Source organism: Mycobacterium sp. 852014-52450_SCH5900713 (assembly GCF_001667075.1).
In the GTDB taxonomy this organism is placed as follows: domain Bacteria; phylum Actinomycetota; class Actinomycetes; order Mycobacteriales; family Mycobacteriaceae; genus Mycobacterium.
The window spans coordinates 190,614-210,955 of record NZ_LZIL01000078.1; the positions used below are offsets into that span (position 1 = coordinate 190,614).

17 protein-coding genes are annotated in these 20,342 nt (G+C 65.0%); 8 read left to right on the top strand and 9 right to left on the bottom strand.

Features of this window, described 5'->3' with window-relative positions; all coding sequences use genetic code 11:
• Positions 1-61: 61 nt before the first annotated feature.
• From A5773_RS23955 to A5773_RS23985, 7 genes are all read left to right on the top strand, one after another.
• Positions 62-2,875: a LuxR family transcriptional regulator gene (locus A5773_RS23955; RefSeq protein WP_067792954.1), complete on the top strand. Its 2,814-nt coding sequence runs from the start codon at positions 62-64 to the stop codon at positions 2,873-2,875.
• Between the two features lie 454 nt (positions 2,876-3,329).
• Positions 3,330-4,433 carry an alpha/beta fold hydrolase gene (locus A5773_RS23960; RefSeq protein WP_082948375.1) on the top strand — a complete coding sequence of 368 codons (1,104 nt, stop codon included), beginning with the start codon at positions 3,330-3,332 and terminating at the stop codon, positions 4,431-4,433.
• Positions 4,434-5,465: 1,032 nt separating this feature from the next.
• A complete protein-coding gene (locus A5773_RS23965) occupies positions 5,466-7,742 on the top strand; it encodes a LuxR C-terminal-related transcriptional regulator (RefSeq protein ID WP_067792961.1) in 2,277 nt (758 codons plus the stop codon).
• Positions 7,743-8,002: 260 nt separating this feature from the next.
• The gene (locus A5773_RS23970; RefSeq protein ID WP_067792964.1) at positions 8,003-9,241 is read left to right on the top strand and encodes a thiolase family protein; all 1,239 of its coding nucleotides are present in this window, start codon (positions 8,003-8,005) and stop codon (positions 9,239-9,241) included.
• Positions 9,242-10,051: 810 nt separating this feature from the next.
• On the top strand, positions 10,052-10,606 hold the full coding sequence (locus A5773_RS23975; RefSeq protein ID WP_082948376.1) for a DUF417 family protein: 555 nt from the start codon (positions 10,052-10,054) through the stop codon (positions 10,604-10,606).
• Positions 10,607-10,662: 56 nt separating this feature from the next.
• A complete protein-coding gene (gene lpdA / locus A5773_RS23980) occupies positions 10,663-12,060 on the top strand; it encodes a dihydrolipoyl dehydrogenase (protein WP_156744950.1) in 1,398 nt (465 codons plus the stop codon).
• A complete protein-coding gene (locus A5773_RS23985) occupies positions 12,057-13,034 on the top strand; it encodes an NAD(P)/FAD-dependent oxidoreductase (RefSeq protein WP_231989127.1) in 978 nt (325 codons plus the stop codon). The genes lpdA and A5773_RS23985 overlap by 4 nt, the downstream gene beginning before the upstream one ends.
• A gap of 15 nt (positions 13,035-13,049) precedes the next feature.
• On the opposite strand, the gene A5773_RS25805 is transcribed toward A5773_RS23985, so the two are convergent.
• Positions 13,050-13,514, bottom strand: coding sequence for an ATP-binding protein (locus A5773_RS25805; protein ID WP_231989128.1), 465 nt, complete (start codon positions 13,512-13,514; stop codon positions 13,050-13,052).
• Between the two features lie 163 nt (positions 13,515-13,677).
• Between A5773_RS25805 and A5773_RS23995 the strand changes: the two genes are divergently transcribed.
• Positions 13,678-14,280: a maleylpyruvate isomerase family mycothiol-dependent enzyme gene (locus A5773_RS23995; RefSeq protein ID WP_231989129.1), complete on the top strand. Its 603-nt coding sequence runs from the start codon at positions 13,678-13,680 to the stop codon at positions 14,278-14,280.
• Between the two features lie 54 nt (positions 14,281-14,334).
• Here the strand turns inward: A5773_RS23995 and A5773_RS24000 are convergent, their stop codons facing one another.
• From A5773_RS24000 to A5773_RS24035, 8 genes are all read right to left on the bottom strand, one after another.
• Entirely contained in the window at positions 14,335-14,877 is a 543-nt protein-coding gene (locus tag A5773_RS24000; protein ID WP_067792970.1) for a DUF421 domain-containing protein, read from the bottom strand.
• Positions 14,878-14,963: 86 nt separating this feature from the next.
• Positions 14,964-15,392, bottom strand: coding sequence for a Rid family hydrolase (locus tag A5773_RS24005; protein ID WP_082948377.1), 429 nt, complete (start codon positions 15,390-15,392; stop codon positions 14,964-14,966).
• A 243-nt stretch (positions 15,393-15,635) separates the two neighbouring features.
• Positions 15,636-16,286 (bottom strand): RraA family protein, encoded by a 651-nt coding sequence (locus tag A5773_RS24010; RefSeq protein ID WP_066944919.1) that lies wholly within the window; start codon positions 16,284-16,286, stop codon positions 15,636-15,638.
• Positions 16,286-16,555, bottom strand: a complete 270-nt coding sequence (locus A5773_RS24015) for a DUF6510 family protein (RefSeq protein ID WP_066944920.1) — start codon at positions 16,553-16,555, stop codon at positions 16,286-16,288. The genes A5773_RS24010 and A5773_RS24015 overlap by 1 nt, the downstream gene beginning before the upstream one ends.
• Positions 16,552-17,322 carry a ferredoxin reductase gene (locus A5773_RS24020; RefSeq protein WP_066944923.1) on the bottom strand — a complete coding sequence of 257 codons (771 nt, stop codon included), beginning with the start codon at positions 17,320-17,322 and terminating at the stop codon, positions 16,552-16,554. The genes A5773_RS24015 and A5773_RS24020 overlap by 4 nt, the downstream gene beginning before the upstream one ends.
• Positions 17,322-17,921 (bottom strand): sulfite oxidase-like oxidoreductase, encoded by a 600-nt coding sequence (locus tag A5773_RS24025; RefSeq protein WP_066944926.1) that lies wholly within the window; start codon positions 17,919-17,921, stop codon positions 17,322-17,324. The genes A5773_RS24020 and A5773_RS24025 overlap by 1 nt, the downstream gene beginning before the upstream one ends.
• A gap of 196 nt (positions 17,922-18,117) precedes the next feature.
• A complete protein-coding gene (locus A5773_RS24030; RefSeq protein WP_066944931.1) occupies positions 18,118-19,485 on the bottom strand; it encodes an NAD(P)/FAD-dependent oxidoreductase in 1,368 nt (455 codons plus the stop codon).
• Between the two features lie 377 nt (positions 19,486-19,862).
• Positions 19,863-20,294 carry a DM13 domain-containing protein gene (locus tag A5773_RS24035; protein WP_197507907.1) on the bottom strand — a complete coding sequence of 144 codons (432 nt, stop codon included), beginning with the start codon at positions 20,292-20,294 and terminating at the stop codon, positions 19,863-19,865.
• Between the last annotated feature and the right edge of the window lie 48 nt (positions 20,295-20,342).

The following is a 20,342-nucleotide window of genomic DNA, read 5'->3' on the forward strand; positions in this document are numbered from 1 at the left end:
CCTACAATGACGTGCACTGCAATGCACAGTGCGGTGGACAATCCGCTAGACAGGACACCCGATGGGGTCTTCGACCGGCCTATTCGACGTCGGCGGCCAGCGCCTGGTCACTCCGCCGATTCGCGGGCGGGCAGACGAGCTGAAGGTGATCGGCGCGCTGCTCGCTGCGGTCGCCCAGGGGCACGGGGGCGTACTGGTCATCGAGGGGCCACCGGGAATCGGGAAGAGCCGCTTGCTGACCGAGGTTTTGGCACGCGCCGAGAAAGCCGGTGTTCGGGCACTATTCGGCGAGGCCTTCGAGTATCAGCAAACGGTGCCGTTCTTCTCGCTGTTCATGGCGACGCTGCGCGCCGATCCCCCGGTTGGAGACGCCGAGGCACTGCGCGAACTGGGCGGCTCGGCGGATCTGGGCTATTGGGTGGTCAACGATCTGCACAATGCGATCAATGCCGCGGCGGCGGAAACTCCGCTGGTGATCGTGTTGGAGGACCTTCACTGGGCCGATACGGGCACGCTGTTGGCACTGCGGTCGCTGGCCGCCGCAGGCCCGGATGCAGCGGTTTTGTGGGTCTTGACTGCCCGCACCGGGGCCGGTGGGCCGGCGGTGCAGGAAACCTTGTCGGTGCTGCACCGCGCGAACGCCACATTCGTACGATTGGGGGCCATGGCGCCGGATGCGGTCGCCGACATGGTTCAAGACGCGGTGCGGGCGACGGCGGATGAGTCTCTATTGACGCTGGCCGCCAAAGCGCACGGCAATCCATTCCTTGTCAGCGAGCTTGTGCAGGGTTTGGGCGAGGAGAACCGCCTGAAAGTCAGCGGCGGACGGGCGATGGCCACCGGAGATGCGCTGCCGCGCCGGCTGGGCGTCGGTATGCAGCAGCGACTGGACCTGCTCTCCGAGGGTGCTTCGGAGGTGGTGCGGGTGGCCGCAGTGCTGCCCGACCGGTTCTCGGCGGGCTTGCTGGCCGCGATGCTGGACCGTCGGCCGGTCGCGTTGTTGTCGGCGCTCGAGGAGGCGGTGCGCGCGGACCTGTTCGTCGAAGACGGTGAGCAGTTGAGGTTTCGGCACGACCTGCTGCGTGAGGCCACCCGCCAGTGCTTGCCGCAGTCGCTGCGGCGGGCGATGGAACGCCAGTCGGCGTCGGTCATGCTGAGTATCGGCGCAGCCCCGGCCGAGGTGGCCACCCAGCTGGCGCGTAGCGCCGAGCCGGGGGACCGGGAGGCGATCGACGCGCTACGGCAAGCCGCCCAATCGGTTGGCCGCGGCGATGCGAGTGGGGCCGCGGACTTAAGCAGGCGCGCGTTGGAGCTGTTGCCAGCCGACGACGCTGAGCATGGATCGCTGGTCGCCGAAACGGTGGAGTGGCTCAATAGGGCCGGCCGCCACGGTGAGGCCGAAGAAATAGCAGTCGTGGCGCTCTCAGGGGTGGTCTCGCCCGAAGTCGAGGCCGAGATCCGCCTCCGGCTCCCGGCGCACACCAAGCACACCACCCAATGGCGGGCGGAGGAGAATCGCCGAGCGCTCGAGTTGAGCGACATCAGCGAGGTCACCCGCGCGCGGCACCTGGCGTGGCTGGCGTACAACCTTGTGTTGCAGGACAAAAGGGGGCAACAGCGCACGGCAGCCGACGAGGCTGCCGCCGCCGCGGCAGCCACCGATGATCTCGAGGCCACGATCATGGCCGAGGTCACCCTCGCTTTGCTCGACATTGGTGAGGGGCACAGGGTCCGCGCCCTAGGCCGTCTCGAACAGCTTTGTTCGCTGGGCTACACGAATGATGCGGCCTTGGCGCATCACTATGCCGCAATGTACTTCGCAATCCTGCTGGCAGTGGTCGGCCGGTTGGACGACGCGACGACCCGGATCGCCGACGGCGCAGTGCAGGCCCGCCGGGAAGGCAACGCGATGGTCCTAAATATGTGGACTGTCATTGGTGGGATTGTTCACCTCGCTGCGGGCCGGTTGTCGGCCGCCCGCGACGCGGCTGAGCCCCTGCCGTCCCCACAGCCGACAGGCGTGAGTGAGCCGGACCTGCTGCGCATCGTGATTATGGCTTCGGTGGCGGTGCGCACGGATGACCGAAACATGTTGCAGCAGATGACTAATGACGCACATGATGCCTACTCGAGCGGCTCACCTGCCATCCGTCGAGGAGCAGCGTATGTGCTCGCGCTGGCGGCTTGGCAGCGCGACGACGTTCATGAAGCGGTGCGCTGGCTCGGCGGCGACATCGCCCTACTCGGAACGCCACTGCAGGTCTATGCCTTGGATCGGCTGATCTTGAGTGCGCGGGTGGCCTCGGCCGCCGGTGATGCCGGCTTGCGCGCACGGGTCCTGCAGGCCACCGAGATGCTGGAGTGCGAGCGGCCCGCCGTGCCCGTGTTCTCTGGGGTCGCCGGATATGCCCGCGGGATACTCGAGCGTGATGCCGACGCATTGGTGGCTGCCGCGCAGTTGCTTCACTCGTCTTCGCGGCCGCTTCTGTACGCGGGCGCTGCCGAGGACGCCGGCGCCGAGCTGAGTCGCGCACAGCGCAATGCCGAAGCGCTCGACCAGCTGAACGCAGCATTCGACGCCTACATCGAGTGCGAAGCCATCGCCGATGCTCGCCGGGTCGGCCGCGCGCTGCGCCCACTAGGTGTGGAGCGCCGCATCGTCAGCCAACAGCGGGCTAAAACGGGCTGGGACAGCCTCACCGACTCCGAACTCAAGGTCATCAATCTCATCGCACAGGGCGCGACCAACCGCTCCGTCGCACAGCAACTCCATCTGTCCCCCCACACGGTGAAGACCCACGTGCACAACGCATTTGCCAAACTGGGCATTGCCTCCCGCGCCCAATTGGCGCGGCTGATGCGCGGCGCTGATTGACCAACACGTCAAATACGGGCGCCGCCTAGTACTAGACCCATCCGGCCCTAAACATCAATCCTCGGGCGATGGTTTTGCGCGGCCCGCACGACGACCGTGGTAGCCGACAACTGATCACGTTTTCACCCAAACCGACGGCCTGCTGGGCCACGCCCCGTGCGGGTGAGCACACAAGGGAATGAGCGAACAATGTTGAACGCGGTGCTTGGAATGCTGGCGATGGTGCCAGTGGCTTTCGGTCTTGCTGGGTACGCGATGGTGTCCCGATGACCGCCGGTCACGCCAGCTCGCCGAACCAGCAAGCAGGACCGTACATCTCGATGCGCACCCGTGCCGGGCTAGCTGAGCGGCAATGACGATGCCTGGCTGGATTCCTCGCCCGCGAAAAACTGCCATGCCCGGTAACGAAGCGATGACGCCCCAGACGCCGCCAACGCGATGCGGCCGTAGGCGAATGCGGACACGCCGATCGCTGGCCCGCGACCGCTCAGTTACCACGAGCGATGGCGTCTCGCTGTCGGTTCGTGACTGGGAATCTGACACCGCCGGCCATACAGTCGTACTTCTCCACGGCTTTTGCTTGAACAAACAGTCTTGGAACATCCAGATGAGCCAGCTGATCGGTCGCTGGGGCAACAGCATCCGAATCATCAGCTACGACCACCGTGGTCACGGCGACTCCGGGAATGCGTCAATGCACACCTACCGGATCGACCGACTCGCCGACGACCTCGCCGAGTTGCTTGTCGCACTTGGTGTTACGGGCCCGGCCACCCTGGTCGGGCACTCGATGGGAGGCATGGCGGCCTTGGCCTATCTTCGCCGGCCGGCCAGCAAGCGTCCCGTTGAGCCGGAGAACCTTGTTCTCGTCGCGACCGCTGCGGGAAACCTCTGCTCGCATGGGCTGGGCCGGCTGCTGAGCAGCCCCGCGACAAGCATGCTCTACCACCTCGTACACCGCATGCCCCGCGCGGGTACCGATGAGGTAGTCCAATTCCTCGCCCGGCCAGTCTGCGCGGCACTGACCCGATATGGCGGATACGGTGAAGCCGCGCCAAAATCGTTGGTCGCGATGTCCGCTGCCGCCATCAACGCCACCCCGTCAACTACCAAAGTCGGCTTCCTGCGCGGTCTGAAAGAGTACGACTGCACTCAAACCCTGAGCTCTGTCACGGCCAAAACAACCATCATCAGTGGAGGAGCGGACAGACTCACGCCGATGTGGCACGCCCGCGAGCTGGCCGACGCTATCCCCGGGGCGACGCTCATCCACCGGCCCACCGCAGGGCATACGCTTTTGCATGAAGTCCCACAAGTGGTCACCGGAGCCATCAGCTCCGCCATCGCCGCCGGCAGTCCGGCGCTCGCGGCCGGGAGCCAGGTAAGTCGGTTGGCACAGTCCGACGCCGTTACCCGCGGCATCGACCATGGTCGTTCTGGAGCGTGTGACCCCGCCGCGACCGCGGCGTCGGAAAGCCCGCCAGGCGACTTCCGCATCGACCATAGCGATTCGGCAGCCATGGCCTCGCCCGTTGACATTGAGGAGCGAGCGTCATGACCCGGCTAGGCACGGCCTCCGCCCTACTCGGAGTCTTCGCAGGCGATTACACGTCGGCAGCATGACCGTTCGGCGGGCTGGGGCTGCGTGAGCGCGTTCCAGCCCGCCGAATTCCATGTGCAAGGACTCAGTGCGAAGACCGCTTCTTTCGCCGCTCAGACGAGAGTTCCTGGCCGGCAATGACTCTGATCGCGTCACCCGCTTGCGATCTTTCTGAGAACTGCACTCCCCCTACACGCTGGCGACCCACGTGCACAATGCGTCGCCGAGCTCGACATCCGATCCGCGCGCCCAATTGGCGCAACTCATGCGCCGCTCGGATTGACCAGTCGGTCAATTATCAAGGTCACTAGCTATACACCGACCCGGTCCTAAAGATCACCCGCTGGGTGATGGTGACGGGCTGTCCGCGCTGCGAACGTAGTCATTGAGCTCTGGATCGCCGCGACCGCCGCCGCTCGACCAGGAACCGGCGCCGGAGAGCAATGACACAGAGGAATTGAGTAACGACGATGAGCGCGGTGTTGGGAATGTTGATGATTGATCCCAGTGGTGGTCGGCGTCGGGGGGTACGTGTTGGAGAACCGACGACCGTGAGCATGCGACGACGCCGAAGGGCAGACCCTCCGGCGCTACCACGGCGTCTCACTTTGAGACGTCCGATCACCTCATGTTGAGACGCTCACCATCCGCGCACCGCGGTGTCATCAGTTGCAGGAGTCATCCCATCGATGGGAAAAGAGGGGAAATACGGTGAGCGGGCACAGCGTGAGCGCGGCGCACAAGAAAATCCTCGAGCCGTTGGCGGCACTTGGGCCCGCCAGCCGGAACGGGCACCGCGGGCGTGCGCCGGAGGTAATCGAAGACAACAGGTCTGATTCAATAGGTTCACCGCGATTGCCGGGCAGAACGAGCCCGCCCGACCCTGCAGAGAACAACTGGGATGCCGAGACGCCAGCGCCCACCCAAGACGCGTCAACGCCTAGGCTTCCCGCCCGGCCGCTGGGGTCAACGAATTCGCGGAGTTCGGACATGACCGGCTCAGCCGGACGCAACGACAAACGCGCCGGAGAAGCCGCCGCGCGAGCAGTTCTGCTCGCGACGAAACTGAACGTCCCGGCCATCGGGGCCCAGCTCGTTCACAGGCCCGCCCTGCTCGACATACTGTCGGCGGGTCGCCGGCGCAAGCTGACCCTATTGAGTGCGCCGGCGGGCTGGGGGAAGACGACCGTGCTGGCGCAGTGGGCCCTGGCCGCGAGCGAGGACCAGCAGTTTGGCTGGCTGTCGGTTGATCCCTCCGATAACGACCCGGTGTGGTTTTGGATGTACGTGATCGCCGCGCTGCAGAAGATCAGTCCCGGGGTGGGGATTCGTGCGGTCGAACTCCTCGCGATGGGCGCCGACCCGGTGCAGGTCGTACTGCCTACCCTGCTCAATGATCTGGACACGATCGCCAGCCCGATGGTGCTCATCCTGGATGACTACCACCTGGTCATAAATCGAGCAGTTCATGAGCAGCTGGGATTTTTCATCAGCCGGTTGCCGGCGAACCTTCACATGGTCTTAGCAACGCGGTCGGATCCTTTACTGCCGTTAGCGCGGCTGAGGGCCAGCGGCGACCTTGCCGAAGTGCGAACCGACGATTTACGTTTCGGGGCCGGTGAGGCGGAGCATCTGCTGAAGGATGTGCTCGGGTTGCACCTGGCTCAGGCGGATATTGAACTTTTGCATCGGCGCACCGAGGGGTGGGCGGCCGGGCTCTACCTCGCCGCCCTCTCGCTGGCCGGGCGTGCTGACACCGCCGCGTTCATCAAAACGTTCGCGGGGGACAACCGTCATATCGTCGACTACTTGATGGCCGAGGTGCTCGATGGTCAGCCGCCGCACCTGCGCAGCTTTTTGCTACGTACCTCGGTCTTGGGACGGCTCAGCGGTGCGCTCTGCGACGCCACGCTGCAAACCTCCGGCTCGGCCTCGGTCTTGGAGAAGATCGAACGCGAAAACCTGTTTGTGGCGCCGCTGGACACATCACGTCACTGGTACCGATATCACCAGCTGTTCGGAGAGTTGCTGCGCACCGAGCTGCGTCGCACCGAGCCGGAGCTCGTCGCTGATCTGCACCGACGAGCCGCGACCTGGTTCGAGGCCGAGGGCCTCATCGACGAGGCGGTGCGCCACCTGGTCGCCGGCGGTGACATCGCCCGCAGTGCTGATCTGATCGCCGCGGACTGGGCCGACGAATTCAACGGGGGCGGCGTGTCGACCGTCTCCGGTTTGCTTGATCTGCTTCCCGAGGAGACCGTTCTACAGGATCCGCGGCTCAGCGTAGCCCGCGCCTGGATCGCCCTAAGCGTCGGTGAACTCGATGACGCTGCCGAGTGGATCGAGGCAGTCGAGACCCGAGCCGCGGACGACACCGAAGATGGCGGCGCCATCAGCGCTCAAGTCGTCGTGTTGCGCGCGGTTCACTCGTTCAAGACGGCTGACGTCGCCACGGCGCTTGAGACAGCTCGCCGGGCGATCACCCTCGATCTCGGCGAAGTGCCGCTGGGCCGATCGAGCGCCTACTGCATTTATGGATCCGCGCTGTACTTTTCGGGCAGCACCCCCGAGGCACAAGCCGCCTTCGAGCGAGCCGTAAAGCTGGCCGAGAAGGGGGGCGATCGTCGCGCCCGAATCTATGCGTTGGGCCATCTGGCACTGATTTCGGCCGAACATGGCCAGCTCGATGACGCCGAACGTCAGATCCGCCGGGCGTCCGGCAGTTCACGGGACCTGGCGGATGCGGAACACCTCGTGGACGTGATGGTGTCGCTCGCCACGGCCGAGATCCTCCGTATGCGCGGTGACGCGGCTGCAGCAGTGGCCGCCGCCGACATGGCCGTCGTGGCGGCCCGCCAAGGTGGAGCAATCCTGGAGGTGGCCAAGGCGCTGTCGGCCAGAGCGGAGATCTTCAAGGATCACGGCGACCACCACACCGCGAAAGCCATCCTCGAAGAGGTCGGCACCCTGGTGCGCGATTGCGCGGACGCTGGCATCTGCTCAACGTTGCTCGCATCGGCCGGGCGAAGTGCCGGCGCCACAGTGCCTTCGCGAAACGAGGGATACGCGTTCCATGAGGAACTGACCCCCAAGGAGCTTGAGGTTCTTCGCCTGCTCGCCACCTGGTTATCGCGACGTGAGATCGGTGCGCGGCTTTACGTCTCGCTCAATACCGTGAAGACCCACCAGCGCGCGCTGTACCGCAAGCTCCGCGTCGAGCACCGCAGCGCGGCGGTCAGCCGAGCGCGAGAACTCGGCCTCTTGTAGTTCGTCCGCCGGCGCCCCCCAGATGCGGCCGGTCACGAATCGTCGTGTCTGAGAACGCCTCGCGTTATTCACCCGGGCGAACAGACGGTTGGGGTGACGACGGTTCACCCCACGCGGGCGCAGCCTCATAGAAGAGCGACGGCCCAGCCGCAGACAGGGGAACCGGGAAGGGAGCCGGGACATGCTTACGGGCTTCGAGACCAAAAAGGTCGGCGATGCCGCCATGAGGCCGCAGGCCCGGGCAAGGTTGTTGAGCCGCGATGACTGAGGCATATGTGTTGGGCGGTGTACGAACCCCGTTCACCCGCTATGGCGGCACGCTGTCGGGCATTCGCGCCGATGACTTGCTGGGTATGACGATGAATGGCGCCTGCGACCGGCTGGGTGTGCCGCTCGATGCCGTGGAAGACATCGTGGCAGGCTGCGTGAACCCTGCTCACGAGGGCATGGGCGATGTCGCCCGTTGGGCGGCGTTGGCTGCCGGATTTCCCGACACCGCGGCCGGATCCACCGTGAACAGATTTTGTGGATCATCACTAAGCGCAGCGGTGACCATCAGCCACGCGATCAAGGCCGGCGACCTCGGGTTAGGTATCGCGTGTGGAGTCGAGTCGATGTCTCGATCGGGGTGGGCGCTGATGAAGGGCGACGCCGCGTTCAGTCCCCGAGGTCCGGTTCTCATGCTTGACACCATGTGGAGCGGCGCTGGAGGACCGCCCAACCCGGTGCTGCTGTCCCGCAACGCCTACATCAGCATGATCGAGACCGCGCAGAACATCGCCGACCGCTACTCCCTGAACCGCAACGAGATCGACGCCTTCGCAGTGCGATCCCAGCAACATGCGAAGGCTGCTCGCGATCGAGGTCGGCTGGCCAAAGAGATTATGCCCGTGCCGATCCCGGCGACGAAAAAGATACCTGCCCGGCTGGCAGAGCATGATGAGTTCATCCGCGATGACACGACTGCCGAGGCGCTGGCAGCTTTGCCGGCCCAGCCCGGCACGACCCAAATGACGGCGGCGAACTCCTCGCCTCTAAGTGATGGCGCCAGTGCCGTAGTCATCGCTTCCGGGGAGCGAGCCAACGAACTCGGCATCGAGCCGTTAGCCCGAGTGGTATCCAGTGCGGTCTACGGCATCGACCCCCTCATCATGGGCGTGGCACCCGCATGGGCGATCCCGGCCGCGATCCGCCGGGCAGGGCTATCTCCCGAGCAGATCGACGTGTGGGAGGTGCACGAGGCGTTCAGCGCCCAGGCGCTCGGCGTACTGCGGGAGTTGCCAAACCAGCTGAATGGTTTCGCGGTTCCCGACGACAAGCTGACACCCAATGGCGGCGCCGTTGCGATCGGACATCCCTTCGGGGCTACGGGAACTCGCTATTTGTTGACGCTGGCGACCGAATTGCGTGAGAGAAGCGCCCGTTATGGGGTGATTGGTATCTGTATCGGCTCGGGCCAGGCGGTAGCAGTGGTTCTGGAAAATGTTGGCGCAGAATAAAAGATGTATTGCGCGTAGCCGGCCGAACCTGCAAGAGCGAGTACACCCCGAACCACGCTAGACCGCACTGCTGGCGCTATGCGTCGAGCCGACCTGGCCTCCCCGCGCCGACACTGACAACACCCCCGTCATCTCCGTGAGAGATTTCTGGGCCACCCATATCGCGAGAGCCGGACATTCGGTAGGCAGCAACCGAGTTGTGGCACGAAGCCGCCCCTCGGCGCCGACCCCCGGTGGTCTTCACCCGGGTGAATCGGTTTCGAGGGTGATCCCATCTCACCCGGCCCGGCAGCAAGCTCGTAGTCGCCAAAGCGTTGCGGATCCTTGCCGCGCAGGCACCCCCCTCCGGCAGAGCTGCTGTTCTCGCCGGCGGGGTCGCAGGACACCGTAGCCGAACCACGACGACGTCGGACAACCAAGAAGGGGCTCCAGTCGGTGAACCCGAGAACAGCACGGCGGCTTTGCGGAGGACAGTTGCCGCGCCGGCGGCTTACGAGTCGGGTTGCCCTTCACGTCGACAACGCCACCCCGAACCGGCGCTGCGGACACTGGCTGGTGATCTGATGGCGGCGGCATCGAACGTGGTTGTCGTCGGTGGCGCTGATGTCCCCGGTTCAACCTATATGCCCAGCCGCACAGGCCGCCTCAGCGCTGAAGTCGGTCGGAATGTCGTGCTCACCGAGCACTTCGTGACGGCGTTGGCCAGCTGAGTGGGACGCACACCTCAGGCCGCGGCGATGTGCGTGCGCGTGCGGAACCGCCGATTGTGGCGTATGGCCCAGTAATTGCTAACGAAGGGAGACGGATCTGATGGCTGTGAGCGAGACCAATGAGGCCAGTCGACGGACAAATCGTGTGTTACGAGTCGGAGCCGCACCACTCATCGCGCGGTACGGGCTGGTCGTCGTCATATCCTGGTTCGGCGCAATGAAATTCACCTACTACGAATCCCACGGCGTTTCACCCTTCGTGGCCCACAGCCCATTTTTAGGCTGGGTCTATCACATCATGTCGATCAGCGCGTTCGGCCGAGTGTTGGGGACGGCAGAGTTGGTGACGGCAGCGTTGCTTGCGTTGAGGCCGTGGCATCCGAAGGCTTCGGTGATCGGCGCTGTGTTGGCAACGGCGTTCTTCCTCGGCACGCTCAGTTTTATGGTCAGCACCCCCGGGATTGGTGAACCTACCGCGGGTGGCTTCCCCGTCCTGTCGGCCAATGGTGAATTCCTCATGAAAGACATCGCGCTGCTGGGCTTGGCCCTGTGGCTGTTGGCGGACTCCATCGCCGCAACTCGACAACGTCGGCCTGACTCTCGGCCCGCGACCACAGCGGGCACCGGCGCCGGCGCCCCCGCTGTCGAGAGATGAACCGCGCAGCCGCTCTACTCATCACCACAGGAAGGCGCCGAGCGATGAGCACACCAATCCCCCGCCATTATGACCTGGTGGTCGTGGGGGCCGGCTCGGGCGGATACGTCGCCGGCATTCGCGCGGCCCAACTCGGTATGACCGTCGCGATCATCGAAGAACGCTACTGGGGCGGGGTTTGCCTCAACACCGGGTGTGTACCGTCAAAAGCCCTGCTGCGCAATGCCGAGATCGCCTCCATCCTGACCCATCAGGCAGACGAGTTCGGTATCCGCGGCGACATCCAACTCGACTACGCCCGTGCCGTGTCACGCAGCCGCGAAGTCAGCGAGGCCCGGGTCCGGGGCGTGCACTTCCTGATGCGCAAAAACAAGATCACCGAAATCGACGGTCGTGGCCACTCCAGCAGCTCGCACACGCTCGACGTACAGCTATGTGACGGCGGCACCACCAGCGTCCGCTTCGACAACGCCATCATCGCCACAGGCTCACGGGTGCGGATGCTGCCGGGGGTCACCCTCAGCGACAACATCGTGACCTACGAGCAGCAGATCCTCGACGCAACAACACCCGAGTCCATCATCATCATCGGCGCCGGTGGAATAGGCATGGAGTTTGCATACATCCTCAACAGCTATGGCGTTGACGTCCAAATTCTCGAGTACGCCGATCGCGCACTCCCCAACGAAGACGCCGACGTGTCAAAGGAATTGACCCGTCAGTACCGACGGCGCGGAATCCCCATCCGTACGAACACCCGGGTGGGCTCGGTGATCGACCACGGCAACCACGTCACCGTTACCCACCATGACCGCAACGGCCACACCACCTCAGTCGACGCCGCCCGCGCGTTCATCTGTATCGGATTTTGTCCTAACGTCGAAAATCTTGGCCTCGACAAGCTCGGTGTACGACTCACGACAGGTGGGGCGATCGACATCGACGACCGCATGCGCACCTCGGCTCGCCATATCTTCGCGATCGGCGATGTCACCGCCAAAGTTCAACTCGCCCATGTCGCCTCGGCCCAAGGAGTCATCGCTGCCGAAACCATCGCCGGCGCCCCGACCATGCCCTTGGACTACCGCATGATGCCGCGCGTGACGTTCTGTCAACCCCAAGTCGCCAGCTTCGGCTACACCGAAGACCAGGCCCGCGCCAGCGGTTACGACATACGGGTAGCCACTTTCCCCATGCAGGCCAGCGCCAAAGCACACGGACTAGGCGAGCGCGCAGGCTTTATCAAAATCATCGCCGATACCGCGCACGGCGAGCTACTTGGGGCCCACCTCGTCGGCGCCGAAGTCAGCGAGCTACTCCCCGAGCTCACCGCCGCCCAACTCTGGGACCTGACCGCGGCCGAGCTGGCCCGCAATGTGCACACCCACCCCACGCTGGGCGAGGGACTACAGGAATGCTTTCACGCTCTGACCGGCCATGCCATCAACCTGTGACGCCGACAGCGAGCCGGGTTCGTGATGTCATCATCGTCGGGTCGGGACCAGCCGGGTACACGGCGGCGATCTACACGGCTCGGGCCGGGCTGGACACCCTTGTCATCGAAGGACACGAGCCCGGCGGTGCCCTGCTGGCCGCCGGGCCGGTAGACAACTACCCCGGTGTGGGCCCATTCGTCTCGGGTCCGGCGCTGGCTGACGCGATGCGGCGACAAGCACAGCACTTCGGCGCAGAGTTACGCCCGGGCTACGTCGACAGATTCGCTCTCGGCGACGAGCCCAAGACGGTCAGCATGAGCGATGACCGGCACCACGGCCGTGCCCTGATTCTTGCCATGGGCTCGGCCCCCCGGTCCCTCAAAGTGCCGGGCGAACGCGGGCTCATCGGCGTAAGCACCAGCGCGAAACGCGACGGCGCACAGTTCACCGGACGTGACGTCGCCGTCATCGGCGGGGGCGACGGTGCCGTTGAAGAGGCGCTCTTCCTTGCGCCGCTGGCCCGCCACGTCACCCTCATCCACCATCGCCCCCGACTCCGGGCATCAGCCATCGCCGTCGCTCGGCTGCGGGATCATCCCAACGTCGCGATCCTGACATCCATTGAGGTAGTGGCCCTACTCGGTGGCCCACACGTCAGCGGGGTGCGCATCCGCAGCACGCGCCACGCCGGCGATTCCACCATCGCGGCCGCGGCCGTCTTCGTCGCTGTCGGCCAGACGCCGTGCTCAGATCTCCTGATCGGACTCGTCGACCTCGATGCCGGCGGCCACATCCTGACCAAAGGCGCTACGACATGTACCTCCGCGGAGGGCGTATTCGCTGCCGGCGACCTGATCGACCGCCGCTACCGCCAAGCAGTCACCGCCGCCGCCAGCGGCTGCGCGGCTGCACTCGATGCCCAGCGCTGGCTGAGTCACCCGCATTGTCTCCCATCGGATTCCATCGCCAGGAAGGGAAAGATCCCTTCATGATCGGACCGCGGCCCATCACCGTGACCGATTACCACGGCATCTGCCGGCCCATCCGTGCCTTACCCGCAATGTCGGTCTGCGGCCTAGCCGACCCGTTTGCCTCGGGTGGTGGTTCTGCTGGTGCGTAGTCGGTAGGACTTGGTGCCGGTGTCGATGATGTGGGCGTTGAATGTGACGCGGTCGACGATGGCGGCGACCAGGCGCGGGTCGGAAGACGGTGCCCCATTCGCTGAAGGGCAGGTTGGTAACGATCGAGACCCAGGCGCGATCTTCGCGTTCGGTGATGATCTGGAAGAGCAATTCCGCTCCGCGAGAGTCGATTTGGACGTATCCGATCTCGTCGAGGCAGAGCAGATCCAGGCGTCCGTAGCCAGCCACGACGCGCGACAGGATCCGTTCGTCGGCGGCTTCGACGAGTTCGGTGACCAGTTGCGCGGTGGTGATGTAGCGGGCCCCGCGGCCTTGTTCGCAGGCCGCCAACCCCAGCCCGATGAGCAGGCTCGTTGATGAAGTAGGAGCGGAACACCCGCTCGCCAGCCTGATCGGTCAAGGCGGCGCTGCCCTCATGGACACAGGGCGCGCGCAAGTGACAGACTGCTGTCCACCGACGGGCTTAGGAAGTGATGCCGTGGATGGTCTTGAGATGGCCACCGCCGAACGCACGGACCTAGCTGATCTTCTGGAGACTCTGACGCCCGGGCAGTGGGAGGCGCCGTCGCTTTGTGAGGGCTGGCGGGTACGGGACGTGGTCGCTCACGTCATGAGCTTCGACGGGGTCAGTCTTCTCGGCATGTTTCGCCGCGCCATCCGGGGTCGGATCCTCCACATCAACCAGGTGGTTGTTGACGAACTCGCATCCCTCACTACCGAACAGCTCCTCCACAGGCTGCGGGCTCATCTGAAGCCACAGGGGCTGGCCACTATTCTCGGGGGCCGACTCGCCCTGCTCGACGTCACCATCCATCATCAGGACATCCGCCGTCCGCTGGGTATGCCTCGCCAGATCCCGGCTGAACGGCTGCGGTGGGTCCTGGGGGCCAGCTTGTGCAGCCCCGAACTGCCGGCGTGGCGCCTCGCCCGCGGTATACGCCTGACCCCGACCGACCTGGACTGGACTCACGGCTCGGGACCGGAAGTCACAGGACCGGCAGAAGCCGTGCTGATGGCGATCACCGGCCGGCGAAGTGCCATCGGGGAGCTGGCGGGCCCAGGGCAGCCGGTGCTGGCCGGTCGGCTCGCCCGCTGAGCCCAGTCGAGGTGGCAAGCGCACGTGGGGGGAATCGCGGGCCGGCCCTGTGTGTCATTCGCACCCTCTTCCCACCAGCGCATCCGGGGCGGCGGCGTTGGGATCCGTGACCCTCTCATCCTTGAACAGAATGGAGATCGCGCCTTTGGCTTCGAAGATCGCGAGGTGAATACGATCCGAGCTTTCGTGTCCGTGCTGTCGTAGCACAGCCTCGAGATCGGCAGTGGTTAGTCCGCATCGACGCAGGTTGCGTCGGTCGACGTGTCCGTTGCGGATCAGCACTTTCAGGAGCGGATCGATGAAACGTCGAATCGCCGGAATGAAGCGCAATCTCGCTAGTACCGCGTGGGCGGCAAGAAGGCTAATGAGCGCCGCGGTTGCGTTGAGCCACGAGGTATCGCTGGCAGTAGCAGCCCGACCGACGACGGCTCCGGCGGCCACTGCAGCGATCCAGTCGAATGGCGCGAATTCGGCGAGGGTGCGGCGCTCCATGAACCGAAACAGGATCGCAGCCGTGAGGAACAGCGCTGCGGCTTTGATCGCGGCATCGACGGCACCGAGCTGGTCACCGATCAGGGCTTGGAGTATTCGGTCCACGCCTGCCTCCGTTTCAGGGGTGAGTCATCGACTTTTGCCGCCTTATGCGCCGGCCTGTCCGGCGCTTCGCGACCTGGTGCCGACGTCTACTTGCCGCCGGATCCGACGATGGCGACGACCTCGATCTCGACGCGCTGGTTGGGCAGTGCGAGCGCCTCGACGCCCACCGCGGTCCACAACGGGAGCCTTTCGCCGAACCGCTTGCCGAACTGGTCCACCATCACTGACATGTGCTCATCACCGATGGATTCATCGGCCGTGGGGACATGGTAGGAGTGAATGTTCACGACGTCGCTCCAGCGGGCACCCGCCTCAGCGAGGGTCTTTTCAACGTTTTCGCACGCCTTGACGATCTCGTCCTCCAGGGATGTGGGCGACAAGGTGAAGTCTGCGTCCCAGCCGCCTTGGCCGGAGATCTCGATGCGATCGCCGATGCGTAGAGCTTGGCTGTAGTGGTTGCGGGTACGGGCGATCTCGCCGTATCCAGGGGTGTCGAAGAATTCGGGCGTGGCCATGCGGGGGTTTCCTCTCATCATTGATTCTTGGAGCCATGGTTGTTGCGATTGATGTGCTGTCGGGGAAGCGTCGTCGGTCCGGCCGTTGGGTGGTCATTGCCCAGATCAACGACCACTGTCGGTGCGCATCGGGTGAGATGTCCTCATCCGGCTGTGCAATTCACCCGGGTGGACGCCGGCGAGAAGACGGATCTGCGGTTGAAGCGCCCAGGACACTGCAATGGTTCCCCGACCGAAGACCGCTCAATTCTCATTGCCTCCCAGCGTGGTTGAGGTTTCGTCTCTGATGCTGGCGATCGCCGCCGCGTCCTCCACCGCGACCTGGTTGGCGGCCCGTAGGACAGCGCGCACATCGCCGGCGGGTATGACCGCGGCGCCGGAGCCATCGGCGAAGACGTAGTCGCCGGGACGGACCGCCACCCCGGCGATCACGACTGGACGGTTCACCTCATAGGGAGTGACGGTGTCGCCGCCCCACCGCGTTGTTTCGCCTCGGCAATAGATGGCCAGGTCGAAGCGTTCGAGCTCGGCGAAGTCGCGTAGCCGCCCGTCGGTCAGAATGCCGGCGAGCCGGTGGTTTCTGACACGGGATAGCTTTGTCCCGCCGCCCAGTGACGCATCGGTGTAGCCGTTGCTGGCCAGAACCAGCACGCGCCCGTCGGCGCCGCCTTCGATCGCGTCGTAGAACAACCTCTTGAAGTTGTAGCGCTCGGGCGGGAGAGCGGCGCGGCACGCGGGAAAGAAGGAGATGGTCACGGCGGGGCCGAAGAGCCGGCGTCCGGGAGTGGGACTCACCAGGTCCAGGAGATGACACCGATGTCGGTGCAGCCGCCCCATGGCGTCCACGATGTCGGCAGTGCGCACCCGACCGGCGAGTGCGTCGAGGGACTCCATCAGCTCTGGATCGGGACACGCCAGGACTGGGCGCCGCGGAAGTCGAGCCACACACCGGTGGGCGTTTGCACAAGCCGGGCCAGGACGGTTCCGCAGCACGGGCAGCGCACCACGATGCCGGGCCCGCGGTGATAGACGTGACTTTCGGCGAAGACCCTGGCGCGACAACATTTCCCGCATGTCAACGTCACGGTGGTGACATCGAATCCCAGCACTTCTGCGAAGGCGCCCGCGGCCGCGTTACCGTCGACGTGTGTTGGTTCGGTCATGACTTATCGTTCCTTCGTTCGTTGCTCGGGCCGAACCGCTCGGTCCGGATGGCGGACGGCTGATGCCCCTGCTCGATCAACGTCGCGGTGACCGATTCCACAAATCCGGTTGGACCGCAGACGTAGACGTGCCCACCGTCGGCGGGCACCCACTCCTTCGGCGCGAGGTCAGCGGGGCGGACCCGGCCGGCCGGCCGGATGGTCTGCGGCGCAGCCACCCTGGTGTAGACCAGCGCGATCTGCAGCCAGTCACATTCGCGCTCGAGCCGCTCCAGCTCTTGGGCGTAGTACACGTCGTCCGGACTGCGAACCGAATAGACCAACCGAAAGTCGGCGCTGCCCACCACTACCCGCTGTCGCAGCATCGCCATCAATGGCACGATTCCCGATCCGCCGCCGACGAGCAGGACCCGAACGTCCTCGTCAGGCCGCCAGGCGAACCAGCCGCCGATGGGTCCGCGGAGTTCGATCTCGTCTCCGGCAACAAGCCCGGTGAGGTAGGGCGAGACTTCCCCGTCGTCAATCCGCTGCACAGTGAGCTCGATGCGCTCACCGTCGGCCGGTCTGCTGAGTGAATAGCTGCGTTGCGCGCTGTACCCGTCCTCAGCGGTCAGCTTGAGATCAATGTGCTGGCCGGACAAGTGGCCGCCCCAGCCCGGCACGGCCAGCCCGATCGTTTGCGCCGACCCGGTCTCGGGCTTAGAGTGCACCACACGCGCGACCCGCCAGCGCAACTTCGGTTCCGCGTGGGAGTCCACAGCCGTCATCAATCCCCGGCGTAGCGTTGTTCGCGCCACGGGTCGCCGTAGCTGTGGTAGCCCAAACACTCCCAGAATCCAGGTGCGTCGCTGTCGCGCAGCTCAATGGATCTAACCCACTTAGCCGACTTCCAGAAATACAGGTGTGGCACCAACAGTCGCGCCGGACCTCCGTGTATCGCGCTAAGCGGTGCGCCCTGGTACGCGTAAACGATCCAAGCCCTCCCGCCACGAAGATCGCGCAGCGGGAGGTTGGTGGTGTAGCCGCCGTAGGAGCCGACCAGTGCGAATCCTGCAGTGGTGTCGATTGATTCGAAAAGTGTGTCCAGAGAAACGCCTTCCCATTCGGTGTCAAGCTTGGACCAGGTGGTGACGCAGTGGATGTCCACGCTGAGCCGCTCGCTGCGCAGGAGCTTGAGCTGTGCCCAAGTCCACGACTGTTCGGCGCCGAGCTCGTTGCGAATGGTGAATCGCCAGTCATCGAGATCGATCCGCGGAGTCGGTCCTGCTTGCAGGACAGGGAAGTCCGCGGTCAGATGTTGCCCGGGTGGCAGCTCGCGGGCGGCCTCACCGCGTCGCCCGCGAAAGCCCTTGTTGACGACGCTCATTGGTGCTCCGTTTCGTGGTGGTGATCATCCCAAATAGAGCCGGCGTTGGATCTGTCGTTGATTAGGACCGCTGGGATCACATACGGTGCCGCCGTATTGCTCCCGGCCGGCAGCGCCGTGGGAAGCCGCAATCTGTTCGCTGGCGCGGAGCAGGCCGTGCGTCGGCCGCCACAAACAGGAGTGGTGTCGTTGAATCTCATTGTGCTCCGACGGCCTTCGGTATCCGGACGACTTCGTTGGCCGCGAATTGGGCGTCGGGACCGGAAACGAACCCCATTGACAACACGGTGCGAGGAAAGAAGACGTCGGTGAGATATGCGAGTGCGACCGCCCAGCGGTTGACGAGACGGGGAAGTGCGTAGAGGTGGTAGGCGCGGGCGACAATCTTGGCGGGATAGCCCGATAGGTGCACGCCTAGCGGGTTGGCGACGGCGTAGCGCGGGCCCAAGTCGACGACCATGCCCTTGTCGCTGTGGCGGTAGTCCTTCCGCTCTCCGTACCCAAGGCTTGCGGCGACGTTGCGGGCCAACGTTTTACCCTGTCGGGTCGCGTGCTGAGCGGTGGGCGGGGCGTTCTTGCCGGGCTGGGTCAGGTCCGGAACGGCGGCGGCGTCGCCCGCGGCGAACACATCGGGGTGACCTGGCACCTGCAAATCGGTCTGTACCTTGAGCCGGCCCCGCTCGGTTTCCAAGCCCAGCGTGGCGATCAGCGGTGACGGGATCACGCCAGCCACCCACGCTACCGTGTAAGTGTCGATGCGCGAATCATCGGTAAGGACAACATGATCGGCGTGAACCTCCTTGAGGGTCGTGCCCAACCGCACGTCGATTCCACGCGAGCGCAGTACACCCATCGCCGCGTCGCCGAGCTTCCGCCCCAGCTCGGGCATGACGTGGCTGGCCAAGTCCAGCAACACAAACCGCACCGAGGCCCGGTCGAAGCCTATCTGCTTCGCCGCTGCGTCGGCGAGTGCGCGCAGCTGCGCGGTCAATTCGGAACCGGAATACGAAGCACCGACAACGACAATCGTGCGCCGCGCGGCCGCGCGCGCCTCGTTTTCCTCAACGTGAGCGAGTTCCAACTGCTCGATCACATGATCACGCAGATACAGCGCCTCGGCCGTCGACTTCAGCCCGTGCGCGTGGGTGGCCAAGCCGGGCGTATCGAACAGCCGCGTCACCGATCCTGGTGTCAAGACCAGCCGATCCCACGATAACGTCCTCACCCGGCCCTCAGGATCGGTCAACGAGAGCATATGCCGATCGAAGTCAACGCCGTCGACCCGCCCGCGCACCGCCCGCACGCCCCTGAGTGTTCCCGCCAGCGGAATACAGACAAACCGCGGGTCGACCAGCCCACCGGCCACATCCGCCAGCAATGGCGTGTACTGCAGGTAATCGACTGGCGAGACGATGGTTATCCTCACATCTGAGGCGCGCGCCCTGTCTAACCGTCGGACCAGGCCACGTGCACACTCGAAAGCGGCGAACCCGCTGCCGACGATCACAACCGAGGTGGAGGGTTCCGCCTTCTCCGGTTGGCGGTGAAGTGGGACCGCGTTCATATCTCTTCTCCTGGTTGGTATTCGGGTATTCAGATGGGATTGGGGGTCGATCGCACGGAGGCCTTGGTGTTCCTTGGTGGCCACGGCGTCCCGGACTGCGCCGTGGTAAACGGCATTGGCGCATGAGTCGCGTGGTCGAAGCTGCACAGGTTCGTCGGTAGTGAGCGTCGCCCGACCCTGGTCTATCTGTCATCACCCCTCAGCACGATTCACCCGGGTGATAACGCTCTTGCGGCCACCGCTACATCGGATCGGCTGCCCGGGCGCCGAGCGGCGCACTCTTCAGGAACGCGTCAGCGCCGCGCTGCCGCGCGCGCAATCATGGGTCGCGGCGCAGGGCGCGCGACTTCAACGGCTTCCGCGACGGGCGGAGGGACTCATTGGGTCGCGGGTCGCAGTTGCGGCGCGCCGAAGGACACACCGAAGCGCTCGCACCACAGGATTACGGCGCCGAGCGCGCCGGTGTCGGCAGCGTCGGGCACGGCGTAATCGGCGTTGCCGCGGTTGGCGCGTAGGCTCCCGAGGTCTATGTGTTTGCAACGCCCAAGGTTTCGCCAGGGGAACCTGGCATGGTCGACCGGTGCATCGCTGAGCCACACGCGTAGTCGTGGTCCCAAAATGGTATGCAGATTTTCCAGCCGCAGAATCTGCGCCCCGTCGCCCACGGTTAGCAGGCGCGCAACCCCGCTGGTTCGGTGGATGTGGCCGGTGAACTCGCCGCAGCGGGTCGTCTGCGCTCCAGGCGGCAGCCTGTCATCGGCGGTGGTCCTGATCAACAACTTCCACGGTTGCAGCCACCACAGGGCCACAGGCAGTCCCACCATCGCAATCGCCAGTCGAGCGACCCGATCTGGCAT

Excerpts from the sequence above, each read along its gene's own strand:
- A5773_RS23955 (WP_067792954.1), top strand. The coding sequence starts at position 62 with ATGGGGTCTTCGACCGGCCTATTCGACGTCGGCGGCCAGCGCCTGGTC.
- A5773_RS23960 (WP_082948375.1), top strand. The coding sequence starts at position 3,330 with ATGCGGACACGCCGATCGCTGGCCCGCGACCGCTCAGTTACCACGAGC.
- A5773_RS23965 (WP_067792961.1), top strand. The coding sequence starts at position 5,466 with ATGACCGGCTCAGCCGGACGCAACGACAAACGCGCCGGAGAAGCCGCC.
- A5773_RS23970 (WP_067792964.1), top strand. The coding sequence starts at position 8,003 with ATGACTGAGGCATATGTGTTGGGCGGTGTACGAACCCCGTTCACCCGC.
- A5773_RS23975 (WP_082948376.1), top strand. The coding sequence starts at position 10,052 with ATGGCTGTGAGCGAGACCAATGAGGCCAGTCGACGGACAAATCGTGTG.
- A5773_RS23995 (WP_231989129.1), top strand. The coding sequence starts at position 13,678 with ATGGCCACCGCCGAACGCACGGACCTAGCTGATCTTCTGGAGACTCTG.
- A5773_RS24005 (WP_082948377.1), bottom strand. The coding sequence starts at position 15,392 with ATGGCCACGCCCGAATTCTTCGACACCCCTGGATACGGCGAGATCGCC.
- A5773_RS24010 (WP_066944919.1), bottom strand. The coding sequence starts at position 16,286 with ATGGAGTCCCTCGACGCACTCGCCGGTCGGGTGCGCACTGCCGACATC.
- A5773_RS24015 (WP_066944920.1), bottom strand. The coding sequence starts at position 16,555 with ATGACCGAACCAACACACGTCGACGGTAACGCGGCCGCGGGCGCCTTC.
- A5773_RS24020 (WP_066944923.1), bottom strand. The coding sequence starts at position 17,322 with ATGACGGCTGTGGACTCCCACGCGGAACCGAAGTTGCGCTGGCGGGTC.
- A5773_RS24025 (WP_066944926.1), bottom strand. The coding sequence starts at position 17,921 with ATGAGCGTCGTCAACAAGGGCTTTCGCGGGCGACGCGGTGAGGCCGCC.
- A5773_RS24030 (WP_066944931.1), bottom strand. The coding sequence starts at position 19,485 with ATGAACGCGGTCCCACTTCACCGCCAACCGGAGAAGGCGGAACCCTCC.